We start from the raw sequence: 16,922 nt of genomic DNA on the forward strand, positions 1-16,922 counted from the left end.
ATCACCGGCCGATATAGGCGGCCAGCTCGTCAGCTGTGCCATTGGGGAAGGCCTGCTTCAGAAAGTCCAGGAACGCCGAGACGCGCGCGCTGAGCAGCCGCCGCGATGGGTAGAGCGTCCAGAGAGCGATTTCGGGGCCGTCGATGTCCCCCCAATTGACCAAGATGCCGTCGGCCAGGTCGTGGCTCACCAGCGAAATGGGAAGACGGCCTGCGCCGACGCCGGCGCGCACCGCATCGCGGATCGTGATGAGCGTTGACAAGGTGAGGACCGGCTCGATCCTGATCGTCGACCGGCCGCCTGGTGTCTTCACCTGCCATGTTTGCGCTTCGCCTGCGCCACGCGCAACGCCGGGCGCGGCGCGTCCGCCGGTCGGGCGGGGAAGATCGGGGCTTGCCACCACCACCAGGCGGTCGCGCAGAAACGCCCGTCCGACCAGGCTTTCGTCGGGATCTGGATTGACCCGGATGACCAGATCATAGCCTTCCTCGATCATATCGACGGCCCGGTCCTCACTCGTCACCTCAAGCCTCACCTCCGGATATTGGAGAGCAAAACCGGCGGCGATCCTGCCCATGGCGGTCTGGGAAAAATGTAAAGGGGCGCTGATCCGCAATCTTCCCTTGGGTTTTTGACCGCCGGAGGCAATCGCCGCAGCCGTCTCGTCCAGTTCGGCAAGCAGCGCCCCGGTTCGCTCGAACAGCGCCCGTCCTTCTTCGGTCAGCTTCAGGTTACGCGCACCCCGTTCAAACAGCCGCAGAGCGAGATCGCTTTCCAATTCGGCGACACGGCGCGACAATGTCGCCTTCGGCCGGCCGGTCGCCCGTGCCGCTTTGCCGAAGCCACCGTGGCGGGCGACGAGATTGAAATCGGCAAGCGCAAGAAGATCCATGTCCGTTCCATCAGCGAGACGGTCTGTCTAAAATCGCCGTCTATCGGACTGCCAGTGAACCACACATATTCGAGGTGTCAAGCAACCCAACGCGGAGAAAGACCATGACCATTCTCGTTACCGGCGCCACAGGCAATGTTGGCCGCCAAATCGTCGAACACCTCGTCAAGCGCGGCGCCGATGTCCGCGCTCTTGTCCGCGACCCGTCGAAAGCGGATTTCCCGGCTGGTGTCAGCGTCGTGCAGGGCGACTTCCTCGACGTCGACTCGCTGCGCAACGCCATGTCAGGCGTGTCGACGCTGTTTCTGCTCAGCGCCGTGGTCCCGGACGAATTCACCCAGGCTTTGATTGCGCTGAATGTCGCCCGATCGGTCGGCATCGAGCGGATCGTCTATCTCTCGGTGATCCACGCCGACGTCTATGTGAACGTGCCGCATTTCGCCGGTAAGTTCGGCGTCGAGCGGATGATCGAGCAGATGGGTTTCAAGGCGACGATCCTGCGCCCGGCCTACTTCATCCAGAATGATCTGATGGTCAAAGACGTCATCACCGGCTACGGCGCCTATCCGATGCCGGTCGGCGCCAAGGGTCTCGGCATGATCGACGTGCGTGATATCGCCGAGATCGCCGCCCTTGAGCTGCTGCGACGCGAACAGGCGGCAGAGCCGCTGCCGCTCGACCGCATCAACCTCGTCGGTCCGGAGACGCTGACGGGGGCTGGTGTCGCCGCCATCTGGTCGGACGTGCTCGCCCGCCCGATCGCCTATGGCGGCGACAATACGGAGGGCTTCGAGCAGAACCTCAGGCAGTTCATGCCCGCCTGGATGGCCTACGACATGCGGCTGATGGGCGAACGTTTCCTGACCGACGGAATGCTGCCCGAGACCGGCGACGTCGAGCGTCTGACAAAGCTGCTCGGCCGCCCGCTGCGCTCCTATCGCGCCTTCGCCTCGGAAACCGTTGCCTCCGCCTGAGGCAGCAACAGCGATCTCGAAAGGACGATCACCATGATCTATTCGACCGCCACGGTTCCGGTGAACCCGGAAGGCGAAACCCCGTTGACGCGCGCTGAGGCCTGGCAAGGTCTCGAACGCAAGGCACGCGACGCCCGGCTCTTTCTTCCCGCCGGTCTCTGCACCCGCTGCGATGTCGTCGAGGAAAGCCAGACCCACTTCGTGCGCGAGGCGACGATTGCCGGGCATGATCTGCGCGAGATCATCACCCTGGAGCCGCAAAGCAAGGTCACCTTCTTTCAGGCGACGGGGCCACGCGAGGGAGCGATCGTCAACGAGCTTTTCGAAGATGAAGATGGCCGGTTGCAACTGCGCTTCTACTGCTATCTCGGCCTGCGCGGCAAACAGCCGGATGGCCCGGAAGAGCAGGCCGAGCAGGCGCAATTCGATGGCGAAACCGGCTACAAGGCCGCCCTGCTGTCGACACTGAAGCGAACCCGCGAATTGCTGGCAGAGGGAAAGCTCTGATCATCAAAAGAAACACGAACAACAGGGCGACCTCTTAACGAGGCGCCCTGCCTCGCTGGGGCACAAGCGACAAGGTGTCGAATACCGGGCAGGGCCCGAGGCCGCCACTCGCGAAGGCGCCAAAACCAGTTCAGGCAAGACTATCGCGAGCTTTCCAGGCGGCCATCGGAGCGCAGAAGGTTCAGCCATGCCTGCGACACTTTCTCCCCGCCGGTGGCCCCGAAATGGCAATCGTCGTAGCGGTCGTCTCCATCGAGTAACGCGTCGGAATTGACACCCTCTCGGATACCGTGGCCGCTTTTTGACAGGGCCAGTTGCGCCCGCACGACCGCATTGTCCGGAATATGCTCCTTGAAACCACCGTTGCTCGGTTCGAGGCATTTCGATGCGGTCGAAATGTAAACGGGTGCTTCGACGCCGTGCTGACGCAACGTGTCGACCATCGACATAAAACGTTCCTGGTAGGCCTCCGCAGGGGTGCCGATAACGAGGTCCGCCTCTCCTTGCACCCAGAGGACGTTGGTTATCCGGTAACCGGAATCCTGAAGCTTTTTCACTGTATCGACCAGCACGGGATTGAAGTCACCACCTGCCGCCCATCGTGCGACCTCAGATCCGGAATAGGCGAGAGGTGCGAGGATGACGTTGTCATTTTGTCCCGATGCAATCAAATTGTTCGCAAGCAGCGTCCAAAACTCTCCCCTGGTATTGGTCGATCCAAGAAGTGGCGACGCCGCGATGAAGCAGCGTTTGTCAAAGGCGTTTACAACGCGAGCGCCATAATTCGACCTGTGCCGTTGTCCTCCGTAGTTGGCCGCGTTCGATTGGCCAAGAATGAGTAAGACAGCAGTTCGGTCGGTCTGAGCCGGGCAGGTCACAAGCGTTTTCGATTCATCCCCAATGAGCCGTTCCTTGTCGTCGAACGTGTAACGGCTTGGAGCCGCCACCTTCTCTCCGCCAACCATTTTCTTCAGCGCGGAAAGTTGTGGCCAAGGAAAGATCTCATGTCTCGCGCTCATGCCGCCGAGTAAGTAGATGGCGATCAAGGCGGCCAGGCCGACTGCCAGTGTTTTGCGCATGTCGTTACCTTTCAAACATCATCCGATGACATGAAGCCGATCGGAACGATCAAGGCTGTGCTCCAGCCAGGAAGGCTCCTTTAAACCAGCCACATCTGCTTTCTTCGGGCATGATCTTTGAAAGGACAGTTCGTCGCGAAGATCGAGCCCCCATCGACGACCATTTCGCGCGGAGTCGCCGGAAACCTGCTCTAAACTACAGATCGGACCGGTGATTACAATCATCCGGATGGGTTAGATCGTACCTGCTATGGGCGGGTCCAGATAAACAGCGAGCCGCCGATCGTACGCGCCGGGGCAGGTCTCCAGCAGACCCGCGAACTGCTGGCAGAGGGAAGGCTTCGCCGCAACAAAAATAACAGAGCAGCTGCCGCGGCCTGAACGGCAGGCTCAAGGGCCGGGACGATGGATGGTCCCGGCGAGCGTCATCAGGCATCCAAACGACGTCGGATATCGTCGGCCAACAGGGCTGCCTCCTCCTCGATTGCCAATATTGTGCCCGACCGTCGCGAGATCGCGAAAGGCAGGCCGGCAAAATAGACGCCAGGAACGCTCGCGAACCCGTTCTCGTGCAATGGCTGGCCTCGTGCATCGAGCACATCGGGAACACGCACCCACCCGAAATCCCCTCTGAACCCAGTGCACCAGATCACCGTTGTGATCCCCCGCGCGGCGAGATCAATTGATCGGATTGGTGGATTCGGCAGAAGCGCACCAATAACCTCCGCCGGGTCCGCCTCAGCCATCGGGGCATCGATCCCGTTGCGGGCGATGTACTCATCGATCAGGCTGCGAACCATAGCGGAGCCCTCGTCTGCGTGGCGAACATGCTCTCCTGCATCGTCGCTGAACGAGAGGCAGCCGCCGCCATCGACGCCCGTGAGCCGGCCCAGCAGGACAACGCCTTGCGCGCTGAGGGACTGCAGACTGATCGTATGGAGCGCTCCTTGGAGCGGTCTTCCAGGGATCGGCCCCTGTTCCAGAATTTCCCGGCGCGTTATATCCATCCGTCCGCTCAGAACCAGCCAGACACTGATGTGACGACCTCGGTACATTCGGGGCAGCCGGCCGACCCGGCCCGTTGCAAGAAACACGGTTCGCCCTGCCTGGATCAGGTCCTCGGCGATTTGGCCGCCAGATTGGGCGCTGCCGACCACCAACACGGCTCCACTGTCGAGAGCAGATGCGTTGCGGTACGCCGATGCATCGATCTGTTGGACTTCGGGCGGCAACAAGGCAGAGAAAGGCGGGCGCACCGGGCAATTCTGGTTGCTGCTCGCGATCACCACATTCCTCGCCCAAAGGGGGCCGCGCGGAAGGGCCACCCGATACAGGCCATCGCTCGCGACAAGATCGGTCACCGGCGTACCGGTTTCCACCGGGAGGCCATGCCGGCCGGCATAGTCCTCCAGCAGCGCGACAAACTCACCGCTTGTCATTGCACCGTCGGGATCGGGGCCGACATAGCTATCCCCGGGCATGATGGTTTGGCTGTTGGGTGTGTTTATCCGAAAGGAGTCCCAGCGCTGGGCCCGCCAAGTCTCGCCGATGCGACCTCGCTCCAACACTCTATGACGCAGGCCGCGTTGCGTCAGCGCATGACTGACGCCCAGCCCCGCCCAACCGGCGCCGACGACGACGGCATCAAGAATATCCGTTCCGTCCGTCATTGCGTTCCCCTCTGATTGTCACCCTATTGTACTTTGTGAAATCAGTAAATGGCCGCTTTCTAGTGCAGAGTTGCTTCCCGACATAACAAAATCGAGGATGACAGTACTTGGCGAGGGGTTGACCGAGATGTCGCCTCTCGTGCTTGCTCCCTGTGGCCGCGCCTCCGTCCCCTCCCGGACGGCACCGCGCGGCCAAGGCTCAGCGGTCCAGCCAGGCGGCGAGGCCATCCAGCGTCTGCAGCCCGTATTCCACCGCGCCGAAGCCGATGACCACCTGACGGCGCTTGGCGCTGGGGTGGAGTTGGCGCATGGTCAGCACCGTCTTGCCGTCGGCCTGCTCGTCGAAGGTCACCGTGGCGCGGAAACGGTCGGGATCGTCAGGATCGGGTGTGCCATAGTCCATTACGATCCGCTCGTTCGGCACGATCTCCAGAAAGCGCATGAGGTTCGGGAAGCGCTGCTCCCGGCCCTCGAACACGCCCACCATGTCGAACCGCCAGAGCCCGCCCTCGCGGATATCGGCTTCGTGGGTCTCGATGCTGAGGCCGGCCGGGCCGTACCATTCGCCAAGCGCCTCGGGATCCATCCAGGCGGCAAAGACCTTGTCGCGGGGATGGTTGAGCAGCTTCACCAGCACGATTTCGCGGTCGAGCGACCATGTCTCAAACAGGCTTGCCATGTCCTTCATCATCCTCTTCGGTTTTGTCCAGGTAGACTTCCAGGCGATCCAACCGCTCGGTCCAGCGCCGGCGCTCCGCTACCATCCAGTCCGCCGCCTCGTCGAAGCGCGCCCGCTCCAGGCGGCACCAGCGGCTGCGCCCGCGCTTCTCACTGGCGATCAGCCCGCAATCCTCAAGCACCTTGAGATGCTGGGCGAAGGAGGGCAGCGCCATGTCGAAAGGCTCGGCAAGCGCGCTGACCGGCAACTCGCCCTCGACCAGACGCGACACCACGGCACGGCGGGTCGGGTCACTGAGAGCGTGAAAGGCGAGGTCGAGGGGGGTCGAGTGGTAAGGCATATTAATCCGTAAAATGGTCGGTGGCGGCGGTCAAGGATAAAAAGGTACTTGCCTTAGTGTCCGGCTCCAAATATGAAGGCAGTTGCCTTAGTATTCAGCCCTGAATGGTAGGGCGGCTGTGGTGCAAATAACCCGCAAGGAGGATTCCCAGTGGTAGTTCGTGTCGATCTCATGATCTCGCTCGATGGTTTCGCGACAACGACGGACCAGACGCCCGAAAGCCCGTTCGGCGAGGACTGGCCGCGTCTCGTCGGCGCGTATGCGGCAACGCGAACGTTCCGTGAGCGCGTGCTCAAGGATACGACGGGAGCAGGGACCACAGGTCTCGACGACGACTATGCGAAGGAATATTTCGAGAATGTGGGCGCCGAGATCATGGGCGCCGGCATGTTCGGTCTCCACAACTTTCCCGACGATCCGAACTGGCGTGGCTGGTGGGGCGAGGAGCCACCGTTCGGCTGTCCGGTCTTCGTCCTCACCCGCAAGTCGCGGCCCTCCCTGGAGATGGCCGGTGGCACCACTTTCCACTTTCTCAATACCAGCCCCGATGATGCGCTCCAGCAGGCCGTGAGGGCGGCAAACGGCAAGGATGTGAGAATAGGCGGAGGTCCTACCGTCGTTCGCGACTATCTCAAAGCTGGCCTTGTCGACCGCCTTCATGTTGCTATCACGCCGATTTTGCTCGGGCGCGGCATCCGCCTGTGGGACGACATGCGCGGCTTGGAAGCCGGCTGCACCGTCAAGGCGGAAACGTCACCGAGCGGCACCATCCACCTTACTTTCCAACGCTAGCCGCTAGCCGCTAGCCTCCGGCCGATCTCGGCCCCATTGCATGACGTTGACCCATATGCTAGATACTGAACTATATGGTTCAGTTTTCGACAACCCGCCTTGATGCCTCCTTTGCCGCGCTCTCGGACGCCACGCGACGCGGTGTTCTGGAGCAGCTCGGCAGTGCCGATGCTTCGATCACGCAGCTTGCAGAGACGTTCCACATGACCCTCACGGGCATGAAGAAGCACATCGGCGTCCTGGAGCAGGCGGGGCTGGTGACGACGGAGAAGGTCGGCCGTGTGCGGACCTGCAGGCTGGGCTCACGCGGGCTCGAGGAAGAGGTGAACTGGATCGAAGCGCGCCGCCAGATCTGGAGCGCACGCTTCGACGCGCTTGATGGCGTCATCGAGGCCCTGAAACGGAAGGAGAACGCCGATGGGAGACAGAGCGAGTAACGGCCGCACAGTGGTCGAACGGAGGTCGGAGCTTGAACTCGTGGTGACGCGCACCTTCAACGGCCCGGTTCGCCTCGTATTCGACGCGTGGACCAAGCCGGAATTGTTCAAGCTGTGGTGGGCGCCGAAGTCGATGGGCGTGCCCCTGCTTTCCTGCGAGATGGATGTTCGCACCGGCGGCAGCTATCGCATCACCTTCGGACACGACGCCTCGGAAGCCATGGCCTTCTTCGGCAAGTATCTCGACGTGTCGCCGCCATCGCGCCTCGTCTGGTCCAATGACGAAGGCGGGGAGGAGGGCGCCGTCACCACGGTGACCTTCGAGGAAGAGGACGGCAGGACGCTGCTGGTGCTGCGGGAACTCTATCCCTCGAAGGAAGCGCTCGACCAGTCTTTCGTCGGCATGGAAGACGCGTTGCCGGAGCAGTTCGAGCAGTTGGATGAACTTCTCATCACGCTCAGCGCGAGCGTGTGACAGCCCCTTTCAACTCAACTGCTCAGACCGGTCGAACCTCGGCAAGCCGCTTGACGGCGTATTCGTCCTGCCAGCAGACGGCGGCTTCCCATGCGGCTGAGGCCTGCGCGGCGATGTCATACGCGCCATCGTTGAGGCCGGCAGCGTTGTCTGGCAGCACCAGATCAAGGTCGGGGACGTCGACATGTGACTCATCCCAGTCGATCAACGCGACCCGATCTGCGGTGATGCGGACGTTGCCGGGGCTATTGGGATTGCCGTGGACGACGCATGTCTGACGCCCGGTGAGCCGCGCCCACGCTGCTCGACATCGAATAACAGCCTCAGGCGGCATCGCAGTAAGGTTGATCCTCGTTCCGGTCTCAGTATGCAGGAGGTTGCTCGACGATCGCCAGCCTGGGCGCTGCGGCCAGCCCTGTGTCAGCCGATGCAGATCGCGGAGCGTGTCGGCGACGCGGCGCCAGTCGGATCCCGTCTCGGGCGGTGCGCCCTCCATGTATTTCATCACCACCAGACCGTCCACGAAAAGCCGGCCGTCAGTCGTCGGGATCGGTACCGGGACGGTCATGCCTTCACGGTCGAGGTGTTGGAGCAGCTCGGCTTCCCATGCGAGATCAGCGTCGCTCCTGGAGCCGAGACGAGCGACCGCGAGTTGCCCGTGGACACGAACGCTCCACACGTCGTTGGCAACTCCACCCGTGAGCCGTTCGATGCGGACCGCGTCTTCACCCCATTGCCCGAGTGCTTCCCATCCCATTGACGATACCCTTGGAGGCCATGATGAAACGACGAAAGAAATAGAGAAAGTTTACGACGCCACAAAGGCCGCCGCGGCGCGAAGCTGCCGTTGGTAGCAACTGCTCGACAACCGTAACCTAACCTGAAGCTGCCGCCGACTTGCGCGAACCGGCAGGCGCCCACTTCTCCTCCCTCATTCCTGTGCTTGTCACAGGAATCTAGCCACGGCGCGTCCGCGCCGTGAATGACTCTACTGCAAAGAAGAAACTCCCGCGCCCAAGGACTTGGGCGCACTGGATTCCTGTGACAAGCACAGGAATGAGGGAGGTTGAGGCGTCGATTTCGCCGGCGGGTCGGAATTTCTGCTTCTGGGCGGGGTTGGAACGCTTCCACGACCGGGACGGAGACTTCCGCGAATACTAAGCGTCAGATTCTATCCGTTAGCCGCCGCTTTCCCCAACCAACTCCCATAAATCGACCTTCTCGGCGCGCCCCTTGACCTGCGCCAGGCCAAGCGGGCGAAGCTCGAAGCGGGTGCCGGCAGCATCGTGGATGGCGGCGCTGACCAGGATCGACGTATTGAATTCCTTGTTCAATCCTTCCAGCCGCGAGGCGACGTTGATCGTATCGCCCATGGCCGTATATTGCTGCCTGGAAATCGCCCCGAAGCTGCCGACCACCGCCGGGCCGGTGTGCAATCCAAATCGGGTGATGAGCGCGGGACGGCCATTCCGGCGGTTGGCTTCATTCAAGTCGTCGACCGCCGCTTTCATGGCAAGCGCGCATCGGCAACCGTTTTCGGCATGTCTGGCATCTGGAACAGGGGCGTTCCACATGACGAAAATGGAATCGCCGAGATATTGCACGACAGTGCCGCCATTGCGTTCGGCGATCGTGTTTAACAGTTCGAAATAGGCTGACAGCATATCGACCACGTCCTCGGGCGAATGCTGCTCGGATATGGTGGTGAAGTCTCTGATGTCGGTGAAGAGCACCGTCACATCCTGTCGCTGCGCCTTGGCGACCGCTCGCCCTTCGGGATTGACGATCCGCCTGACGACTTCACGCGGAACATAGAGGGCAAACTGGCTGATGGCATGGCGGCTTGCCGCCAGCGCGCCCGCCAGCGTGTTGATCTCCGATATCCAGGAATGGGAGACACCTTTCTCGCCGACGTCGAGATCGCCGATCCTGCGCGCCTCGTCGGCCAGCCGATAAAGGGAGCGGCTGACCATGCGCGAGAGCATCACCGAGGCGGCGACACCGGCGATCAGGAAGGCGGCCGCAATCAGGAGATTGTGCATCAGCAGCCGATCGGCCTCAGCCACCAGATCTTCCAGGGGCACGACGATTGCGGCGACGCTTCCCTCGAACAGACCGGACACGCCGACGGGGGCGATCTGCAGGATCTGGCGTTCGCCATCGAGATCGATCCGCACCACGCCGCCGCTTGCAAAGGCCGGATCCCGCCTGAGCCTCGCCACCGTTTCGAGGCTCGTGTCGTAACTGTCTTTCGTCGTATCGACGGCAACGGCGCCATCGGCATTTTTCGACCATGCGTCGAGAAGCCTGTTCATGATTGCCGGGTCGGAATGGGCGATCAGATCATCGGCGTCATCGATGATGTAGGCGCGCGCCCGCGGCGAAATCTTCTGCGCATCCAGCATCCGGCTGACAGTCATCAGGTGGATGTTGATGCCGACGACCACCTGATCGTCGTCTCGCATCGGTGCTGCGATCGTCAGCGTTGGAAGCTGCAGCGTTCCCGCAACATACGGTCCGACGGATACTTCCTCGCTGCGCTGGATGACGAATTGGTACCAGGGGCGTTGCCGCGGATCGAATGATGCATAATCGACGTCACGCTCGGCGATCGGGCTTGCCTGGCGGTCGAGGAAGCGAAACGTCGATATGACGTCCGGGCCCTGTCTGCGTGCTATCGTGCGGATCGCGAAAGCCGTGCCATCGGGTGCTGCGAGGATCCGGCGGACATCCTGCCTTTGCGTGTTGATGACCTGCAGATACGAGCCGTCAGGATAGCCGGTAGACGCTCGTCGCGTTGGGGACGTTTCTGAGAACCTCCAGAAAGAATTGCTGTTTTGCCGTGATATCCTGGGGCGGCGGGGAGGCGAGCTGCGGCAGGGTCGATGCCAGTGCCACCGCCTCCGTGCCGCCCTGCAGCGTATTGCGGTACCCCTCGATCAGCCGCAGGCTCATCTCGCGCATCTGCTGCACGCCCGCACTGACGGCAGCATCGCTTCCCTGCCTGAACGCCAGCCAGATGATCGGCGTCGACGTGCAAAGCAGCGATGCGACGACCAGGACGCCGAGATGCAGTCTGAGCGGTTTGGACCAGTGCACGAGATTTCCCCCGAAATGCGGACACGTCTCAGTACACGAGGCATAGCCAACGATGGCAGCTAACCGCCTTTTGGAAACTTACACAAGGCGGTGAGTGCGGTCACACCGCCGATGCGCGTTTCGGCAGAATAAGATCGCCGACCGGGCCGGTATGGAACTCGCTTTTGGAGACCGCATCTCGATCATCAGGGGGCATGGATCCAGGCTCAAGGCAACTGCTGTCCGGTTGGCGCCAATGGCTGCCCCTCACCCTAACCCTCTCCCCGTAAAAACGGGGCGAGGGGACGTGGCAAGCGCAACGTCGAGGTTGGGGGAAGCCGGTGCGGCATGTCCCTTCGCCCCGTTTACGGGGAGAAGGTGCCGGCAGGCGGATGAGGGGCTGGTTTCGGCGGCGCGCCTCACCCGCCATTCATGAAATGACAGGAAATAAGCGGCGGCGGGCGAGCCATTCCGACACCACCCGCCGCGGCCTCGAAGATCTCCCGCTCCGCTCGCCTCAGGCCCGCTTCCGCCGCATCTGCGTGACGCTTCGCCAGACGGCCGAGACCAGGAAATAGAAGGCGCCGAGGCCGGCATAGCCGGCGATGTTGGCGATGGACGGCGCTTCCGGCATTTGTGCCTGGGCGATGAAGAAGGCGCCGGCCACCGCTGATTGGCCGCCGCTGAGGATCATCGCCCACTGGCCGCCATCGGTCTTCCAACGCCGGACAGCGGTTCCAAGCTGTAGCAGGCCGGAAAAGATCGCCCACAGGCCAAAGACGCCGAGAACCCAGTTCATGCTCATCGTCAGGGCGACGATCACGGCAGCTGTAGTCACCGCGCTGACGGCGACGTTGATCGCCTGGCTGCGGTTGTTTGGCAGGCCGCCGTTCCGAGCTGCATCGATGAGGTTGGCGGCGGCATCCCAGGCCGGGTAGAGGATCAGCAAACCCGCCGCGACGGCAAGCGACTGGAGCCCGGCCGTCAAGGCGGCGGCGACCCAGATGGCGGAAAAGGCTGCGCGGGTGAAGTAATAGCGCGTCAGCCACTCTTCCCTGTCGCCAGACGCGATGGTGGTTTGATCGGTGGTCATCATGATCTCTTTCCTGTGTGTGATGGTGTTGGTCTGATAGGGGCGGCTCACCGTCATCAGCGGCGGCGTCCGTCATCGAGACTGGTTTTCAGCTCCGCCGGGCCGCTGGCGAGCCGATGTTCTCCGTCGTTCGGGTCCATCGGCTGCCGGTCAGGCGGCATTCCCTGGTAAATCGCCGGTCGAACCGGGGGCGGCCCGGCCGACCGGCGACGACGTGGTCACATGGGCGGGACCACGCCATTCTTTCCGACAAGGACCTGATGGGCGAGGGGACCCGAGGCAGCCTTTTCGGCGGGGATGAAGACGACGGCGCCGGGAACGAGATCGTCCTTGGTGGCCGGAGCGATGGTCACGACCGGCGTGCCGTCCGGAATGGCGATCTTCTTTTCCTTGCCGTGATAGGAGACGGTGACGGTGCGGCCGTCGACGCCCTTGACGGCGTCGGCCACGGTCGCATTGGTCATGCTGCTGTTGGGCTTGAGGTCCCAGCCGTAGCTGCCTTCACCGGCACCTTTCATCGCCGGCGGGAAGATCAGCACCTCAAGCGCGCCGTCGCCGCCGCCTTCACTCGGCAGGGATGCGATGCCGACGAAGTCGCCCGGCTTGATGTCGGTGACCGCAGCATTTGCAACGCTCGCCAGCTTCCAGCAGTCGGCAAGCGTGACATCGATGGTCTCTCCTTCGCGGGTCTTCACCTTGAGAGCGGAGCCGCTATAGGCGACGATGCTGCCCCTGACGTGGACCTGCTCGGCCTTCTGGTCTTCGGCATGGGCGGGCGCCGCTGGAAGGGCCGCCGACGCGATTGCGCTGAGCCCAAACGCGAGAGCGGGAAGAATGGTCTTGAACATGCTTGTCTTCCTACTAGTTGGTAGTTTTCTGGTCGTGGTTGTTGCTTCGGGCGTATATTCCGTCCGGAGCTCTATCGAGCAGCGGTTGGCGTGAGCCGCTGCAAGGTGGGAGCCAGAATGGTGGCGAAGACCTCCGGAGTCCCGTAGGCCCGGGCTGAGAGCATGGCGCCATGGACGGAGGCCATGAAGGCTTCAGCCTCGACGCGCGGTTCGCTCGACAGTTTCAAACTCCCGTCCTGAGCGCCTCGTTCCATCACCGAGGTCAGCCATGCCGAGGCAAAGCGGAAGAAAGCCTTGACCTCGGCTGCGACCTCCGGCGGCAGTGCCGGCAGTTCGCTCGCAAGCAGGGCGCAGACGCAAAACGGCCGGCTTGCATCCTCGATGCACTGGGCCCAGTGGCCTGCATAGGATTGGAGAAGCGCCAGGGGATCCTGCACCCGCTGCTCCAGGCCCGCGATACCCGTCTCGGCATCTTCGCGATATCGCACCACAAGCGTGCGCACCAGATCGGTCTTGCTGGGGAAATGGTGATGGATGCTGGCCTTGCGGATCCCGACGACGGCAGCAATGTCGGCATAGCTGAAGCCGTTATAGCCTCCGTTCATGATCAGGGTTCGGGCGGAGGCCAGGATCTCGTCGGACGTCGTCAAAAGATTGCTCATAAAGCCATCTACCTTCCAGTAGGAAGGCTGTCAAGCAAAATGCAATTTTCTGCTGTCGGCCCTCGTCGAGGCGGTTACCGTGATGGCGGCATCGGTTGTAGCGACCAGCCTTGACTCGCCTCGAACCACCAGAACATAATCAGAACACCTAATATGTGGGGATGGAGTTCTGGATGTGCGGCCGCGTCTATATCAAGACCTCGCTTGAGGAACTGGTGCGCAATTTCGCCTTCGCAGAGCGAGGCGCGATCGATGCGCTCGGAAACCGATTCCCACTCTACAACGGCGCGCCGACGCTGGATTATCCCATCATTATTCGCGATATGGTCCGCGAGCCTGACATCATGGGGCCGATCTTCGCCTCGGCGCGCTGGGGTCTGATGCCGGCATGGATGAAGCCGGGAGGGCGTCCGCCGCCGATCAATGCGCGCTGCGAGGGCATCGGTACCAACGGCCTGTTCCGCTCGGCCTACAGGTCGCGCCGTTGCCTGGTGCCGATCAACGGCTTCTTCGAGTGGAAGGATATCTTCGGCACGGGCAAGAACAAGCAGCCCTATGCGATCGCCATGGCCGACGGCTCGCCCTTTGCGCTCGCCGGCATCTGGGAGACGCGGCGCGACAATGACATAGAGATCCGGAGCTTCGCAATTATCACCTGCGAGCCGAATGAGATGATGGCGCAGATCCATGATCGGATGCCGGTCATCCTGCATCGTGAGGATTATGAACGCTGGCTATCGCCGGAACCCGATCCAAACGACCTGATGAAGCCGTTCCCGGCCGAGCTGATGACCATGTGGCCGATCGGCCGCAAAGTGGGTTCGCCCAAGAATGACACGGCTGACATTATCGATCCGATCGACCCCGATCCGGAGCCGACGCTGATCTGAATTCACCGGCTCGGGCGGGAGCCATCCACCAACCATGCGGTCAAAGAGAACCTCGCGAGAGGACAGGACGACGCATGCCAGAACAAATCACATGGAAATCGTGGGAACATGTCAGCGGCCGAGAAATCAAATACAAATGGCGGCACGCCTGGAAAGAAAAACCCGGCGACGATTACGTCGCTTTTGACGGCGATATCCAGATCGGAAGGATATTTCGGCCACAGGCAGGCGGAGGGATCGATAATCGATGGTTCTGGATCGTGGCGACGGACGGCAGCCCTCGACTGGATTGGCCGTCAGCCGGATACGAGGACAGTGCCTATGTTGCCTCGAGGCGGCTGGAAATGATCTACGAGAGCATCAGGAGCGGGAAACCAAGGACGGCGCACCCATGAGCAACGAAGGCCATTCGAGTGCGCCGGGCGCCAATCAGATCGTTGAACATTATTGCGAGCACCGGCATGCTGACGGCACACGCTGCAGGGAATGGGGAGGCTGGGGCCACAGCCCATCTCCGGCCGTGCCAACGCGCTGGTGGTGCTTTGAGCATTTCCCGCACAAGACATTTGAACAGGAACAGGCGCTCAGGCGGAAGCGGGAGGCGGCCGAGGGTGGGAAAGTCATCCAATGAGGGCTGGCTGATTGATGTCCGACGTCAGCCGTCGGTCGAGACGGTGACGGATGTCCACGCCTCGATCTCCTGCTGCAGGCGAACAATCCTCTCCGACACATGCCTGAGGGCGTCGCTGCCGAGCAGCAGCTGCGGCGGCGGATTATCGGATTCGATGAGCGCCAGAACCGCTGCTGCCAGTTTGGCGGGATCGCCGAGCTGCTTGCCGCTGACGGCCTGTCGCGCCTCGCGGATCGGATCGAACAGCCCATCATAATCGGCGATCGACCGCTCCGTGCGGACCATCGATCGCCCGGCCCAGTCCGTCCGGAAGGAGCCGGGGCAAAGGGTGGTCACATGCACACCGAACGGGGCCATTTCCGCCCGCATCACCTCCGATATGCCTTGAAGCGCAAACTTGCTGCCGCAGTAATAGGCGATACCGGGCATGGTGATCATGCCGCCCATCGACGTGACGTTGACGATGAACCCTTGGCGTCGCGCGCGAAACCGCGGCAGAAATGCCTTGGCGATGGCGACGGCGCCGAAGACATTCACTTCGAACTGCCGCCGCATCTCTTCGATCGGCGACTCCTCGAGTACGCCCTCATGGCCGTAGCCGGCATTGTTGATCAGCACGTCGACAGGTCCATGCTCCTCCTCCGCGTGGCCGACGACATCATCGATACGGTCGAACTCGGTGACGTCGCAGAGGACCGGCCGCAGGGCCGGCAGGGTTTCGGCGAGCGCTGTGCGCGAGGATTCTGAGCGCACGGTGCCGATCACCCTGTGGCCCGCCTGAAGGGCCGCAGACGCAATGGCCAGCCCGAAGCCGGAATTCGATCCTGTGATGAAGAAGGTCTTTTGTGACATGAGCGATAGTCCTTGATTGAGGATACGATTTGACAAATAGTATGGAGAAACCGGCGCATCGATTGCGGATTCTCTCAGAATGTTGCCAAATCCTATGAAGGGTGATCGCGGCCTATCCAGGCGAGGGGAGATGGTCGCCTTGGCCGCACGTCTCGCCCCCCGTCACGGGTATAATCCGACCGCGCTTGCTTCCGTCCGCATCTTGCGCACGGAAGCCGTGCTCCACGACATCCCGGTCCTCTATCAACCGGGCGTGGTTTTCGTTTTGCAGGGGAGCAAGCAGGGCATCCTTGAAGGCGAGGTCTTCCTCTATGACGAGGAGCACTATCTGGCGGTGTCGCTGCCAGTTCCATTCCGGATGACGTCGACGGCCAGTCCCGAGCGGCCCTTGCTTGCGGTCTATGTCGAGTTCGATATGCAGATGGCGGCCGAGATCGCATTGCAGGTGGAAAACCATGCCGAACTGCCAGGCGACGAGCCGAGAAGTCTAATCTCGAGCAGGATGTCCGGCGATATCGAGGATGTGCTGCTGCGCCTGCTGATGGCGCTTTGCAGCAGCGTTGAGACGGATGTGCTTGGCGCCGGCATTCTGCGCGAACTGCACTAGCGGGTCCTGGTCGGTCCGCAAGGCGGTGCGATGATCGCTGCTCTTCAGCAGAAAGGCAGATCCGGAAAGATCATTCAGAGCTTGGCCTGGCTGCGGGAAAACTATGGCCTGGAGATCGCGGTCACCGATCTGGCAAGGGAGGTGGGCATGAGCGTTCCCTCCTACCATGTCCATTTCAAGGGTCTGACCGGCAACAGTCCGATGCAATACGTCAAAGCGATGCGGCTTCACGAAGCAAGATTGATGATCGCCCGCCGGACGAGAACGATCGCCGAGGTGGCGGCTTCGGTCGGCTACGCAAGCCCGGCGCAGTTCAGCCGCGATTTCAAACGGCATTTCGGGCGCACGGCATCGCAAGAGATCAAGTGGGTCCAGCGCCACCTTGGCGAATCGGGTGACGATCACGGCTAAAGCAT

18 protein-coding genes and 2 pseudogenes are annotated in these 16,922 nt (G+C 62.0%); 9 read left to right on the plus strand and 11 right to left on the minus strand.

Annotated elements, in window-relative coordinates:
* Position 1: 1 nt before the first annotated feature.
* Positions 2–892 carry a LysR family transcriptional regulator gene (locus tag RWJ89_RS24425; RefSeq protein WP_221979667.1) on the minus strand — a complete coding sequence of 297 codons (891 nt, stop codon included), beginning with the start codon at positions 890–892 and terminating at the stop codon, positions 2–4.
* Between the two features lie 104 nt (positions 893–996).
* On the opposite strand from RWJ89_RS24425, the gene RWJ89_RS24430 reads away from it, so the two are divergent.
* Both RWJ89_RS24430 and RWJ89_RS24435 read left to right on the plus strand, forming a co-directional pair.
* Positions 997–1,866, plus strand: coding sequence for an SDR family oxidoreductase (locus tag RWJ89_RS24430; RefSeq protein WP_316031585.1), 870 nt, complete (start codon positions 997–999; stop codon positions 1,864–1,866).
* A 33-nt stretch (positions 1,867–1,899) separates the two neighbouring features.
* Complete coding sequence (locus tag RWJ89_RS24435) at positions 1,900–2,373, plus strand: SRPBCC family protein (protein WP_131641556.1); 474 nt, start codon at positions 1,900–1,902, stop codon at positions 2,371–2,373.
* Positions 2,374–2,513: 140 nt separating this feature from the next.
* Here RWJ89_RS24435 and RWJ89_RS24440 read toward each other — a convergent pair whose 3' ends face one another.
* The 4 genes from RWJ89_RS24440 to RWJ89_RS24455 form a co-directional block, all read right to left on the minus strand.
* Entirely contained in the window at positions 2,514–3,452 is a 939-nt protein-coding gene (locus RWJ89_RS24440; protein ID WP_168255270.1) for a sialate O-acetylesterase, read from the minus strand.
* Between the two features lie 428 nt (positions 3,453–3,880).
* The gene (locus RWJ89_RS24445) at positions 3,881–5,122 is read right to left on the minus strand and encodes a flavin-containing monooxygenase (protein ID WP_316030090.1); all 1,242 of its coding nucleotides are present in this window, start codon (positions 5,120–5,122) and stop codon (positions 3,881–3,883) included.
* Positions 5,123–5,321: 199 nt separating this feature from the next.
* Positions 5,322–5,810 carry an SRPBCC family protein gene (locus RWJ89_RS24450; protein ID WP_316031586.1) on the minus strand — a complete coding sequence of 163 codons (489 nt, stop codon included), beginning with the start codon at positions 5,808–5,810 and terminating at the stop codon, positions 5,322–5,324.
* On the minus strand, positions 5,785–6,141 hold the full coding sequence (locus tag RWJ89_RS24455; protein WP_168272825.1) for an ArsR/SmtB family transcription factor: 357 nt from the start codon (positions 6,139–6,141) through the stop codon (positions 5,785–5,787). The genes RWJ89_RS24450 and RWJ89_RS24455 overlap by 26 nt, the downstream gene beginning before the upstream one ends.
* 150 nt (positions 6,142–6,291) lie before the next feature.
* On the opposite strand from RWJ89_RS24455, the gene RWJ89_RS24460 reads away from it, so the two are divergent.
* From RWJ89_RS24460 to RWJ89_RS24470, 3 genes are all read left to right on the plus strand, one after another.
* Positions 6,292–6,933, plus strand: a complete 642-nt coding sequence (locus RWJ89_RS24460) for a dihydrofolate reductase family protein (RefSeq protein ID WP_316031587.1) — start codon at positions 6,292–6,294, stop codon at positions 6,931–6,933.
* Positions 6,934–7,007: 74 nt separating this feature from the next.
* A complete protein-coding gene (locus tag RWJ89_RS24465; protein WP_316031588.1) occupies positions 7,008–7,370 on the plus strand; it encodes an ArsR/SmtB family transcription factor in 363 nt (120 codons plus the stop codon).
* The gene (locus RWJ89_RS24470) at positions 7,351–7,845 is read left to right on the plus strand and encodes an SRPBCC family protein (protein ID WP_222000374.1); all 495 of its coding nucleotides are present in this window, start codon (positions 7,351–7,353) and stop codon (positions 7,843–7,845) included. Before RWJ89_RS24465 ends, RWJ89_RS24470 begins: the two co-directional genes overlap by 20 nt.
* Positions 7,846–7,867: 22 nt before the next feature.
* Here RWJ89_RS24470 and RWJ89_RS24475 read toward each other — a convergent pair whose 3' ends face one another.
* The 5 genes and pseudogenes from RWJ89_RS24475 to RWJ89_RS24495 all read right to left on the minus strand — a co-directional run bounded on the left by RWJ89_RS24475 (position 7,868) and on the right by RWJ89_RS24495 (position 13,526).
* Positions 7,868–8,602 (minus strand): phosphotransferase enzyme family protein, encoded by a 735-nt coding sequence (locus RWJ89_RS24475; RefSeq protein WP_222000373.1) that lies wholly within the window; start codon positions 8,600–8,602, stop codon positions 7,868–7,870.
* 421 nt (positions 8,603–9,023) lie between these two features.
* Positions 9,024–10,944 (minus strand): annotated as a pseudogene (locus tag RWJ89_RS24480) (adenylate/guanylate cyclase domain-containing protein).
* 496 nt (positions 10,945–11,440) lie between these two features.
* Positions 11,441–12,019: a DUF308 domain-containing protein gene (locus tag RWJ89_RS24485; protein ID WP_131666548.1), complete on the minus strand. Its 579-nt coding sequence runs from the start codon at positions 12,017–12,019 to the stop codon at positions 11,441–11,443.
* Positions 12,020–12,234: 215 nt separating this feature from the next.
* Complete coding sequence (locus tag RWJ89_RS24490) at positions 12,235–12,864, minus strand: hypothetical protein (RefSeq protein WP_221988087.1); 630 nt, start codon at positions 12,862–12,864, stop codon at positions 12,235–12,237.
* Positions 12,865–12,935: 71 nt separating this feature from the next.
* Positions 12,936–13,526 carry a TetR/AcrR family transcriptional regulator gene (locus RWJ89_RS24495; protein WP_131666546.1) on the minus strand — a complete coding sequence of 197 codons (591 nt, stop codon included), beginning with the start codon at positions 13,524–13,526 and terminating at the stop codon, positions 12,936–12,938.
* A gap of 173 nt (positions 13,527–13,699) precedes the next feature.
* On the opposite strand from RWJ89_RS24495, the gene RWJ89_RS24500 reads away from it, so the two are divergent.
* The 3 genes from RWJ89_RS24500 to RWJ89_RS24510 all read left to right on the plus strand — a co-directional run bounded on the left by RWJ89_RS24500 (position 13,700) and on the right by RWJ89_RS24510 (position 15,047).
* Positions 13,700–14,416, plus strand: a complete 717-nt coding sequence (locus tag RWJ89_RS24500; protein ID WP_077975812.1) for an SOS response-associated peptidase — start codon at positions 13,700–13,702, stop codon at positions 14,414–14,416.
* 74 nt (positions 14,417–14,490) lie between these two features.
* Entirely contained in the window at positions 14,491–14,811 is a 321-nt protein-coding gene (locus RWJ89_RS24505; protein ID WP_316031589.1) for a hypothetical protein, read from the plus strand.
* Positions 14,808–15,047, plus strand: a complete 240-nt coding sequence (locus RWJ89_RS24510; RefSeq protein WP_221947687.1) for a hypothetical protein — start codon at positions 14,808–14,810, stop codon at positions 15,045–15,047. The genes RWJ89_RS24505 and RWJ89_RS24510 overlap by 4 nt, the downstream gene beginning before the upstream one ends.
* A 24-nt stretch (positions 15,048–15,071) precedes the next feature.
* On the opposite strand, the gene RWJ89_RS24515 is transcribed toward RWJ89_RS24510, so the two are convergent.
* On the minus strand, positions 15,072–15,899 hold the full coding sequence (locus tag RWJ89_RS24515) for an oxidoreductase (protein ID WP_316031590.1): 828 nt from the start codon (positions 15,897–15,899) through the stop codon (positions 15,072–15,074).
* 79 nt (positions 15,900–15,978) lie between these two features.
* On the opposite strand from RWJ89_RS24515, the pseudogene RWJ89_RS24520 reads away from it, so the two are divergent.
* A pseudogene (locus RWJ89_RS24520) lies at positions 15,979–16,917 on the plus strand (AraC family transcriptional regulator N-terminal domain-containing protein).
* Positions 16,918–16,922: the final 5 nt, after the last annotated feature.

It is taken from the genome of Rhizobium sp. 10PS4, assembly GCF_032464805.1.
Taxonomy (GTDB): Bacteria; Pseudomonadota; Alphaproteobacteria; order Rhizobiales; family Rhizobiaceae; genus Rhizobium; species Rhizobium laguerreae.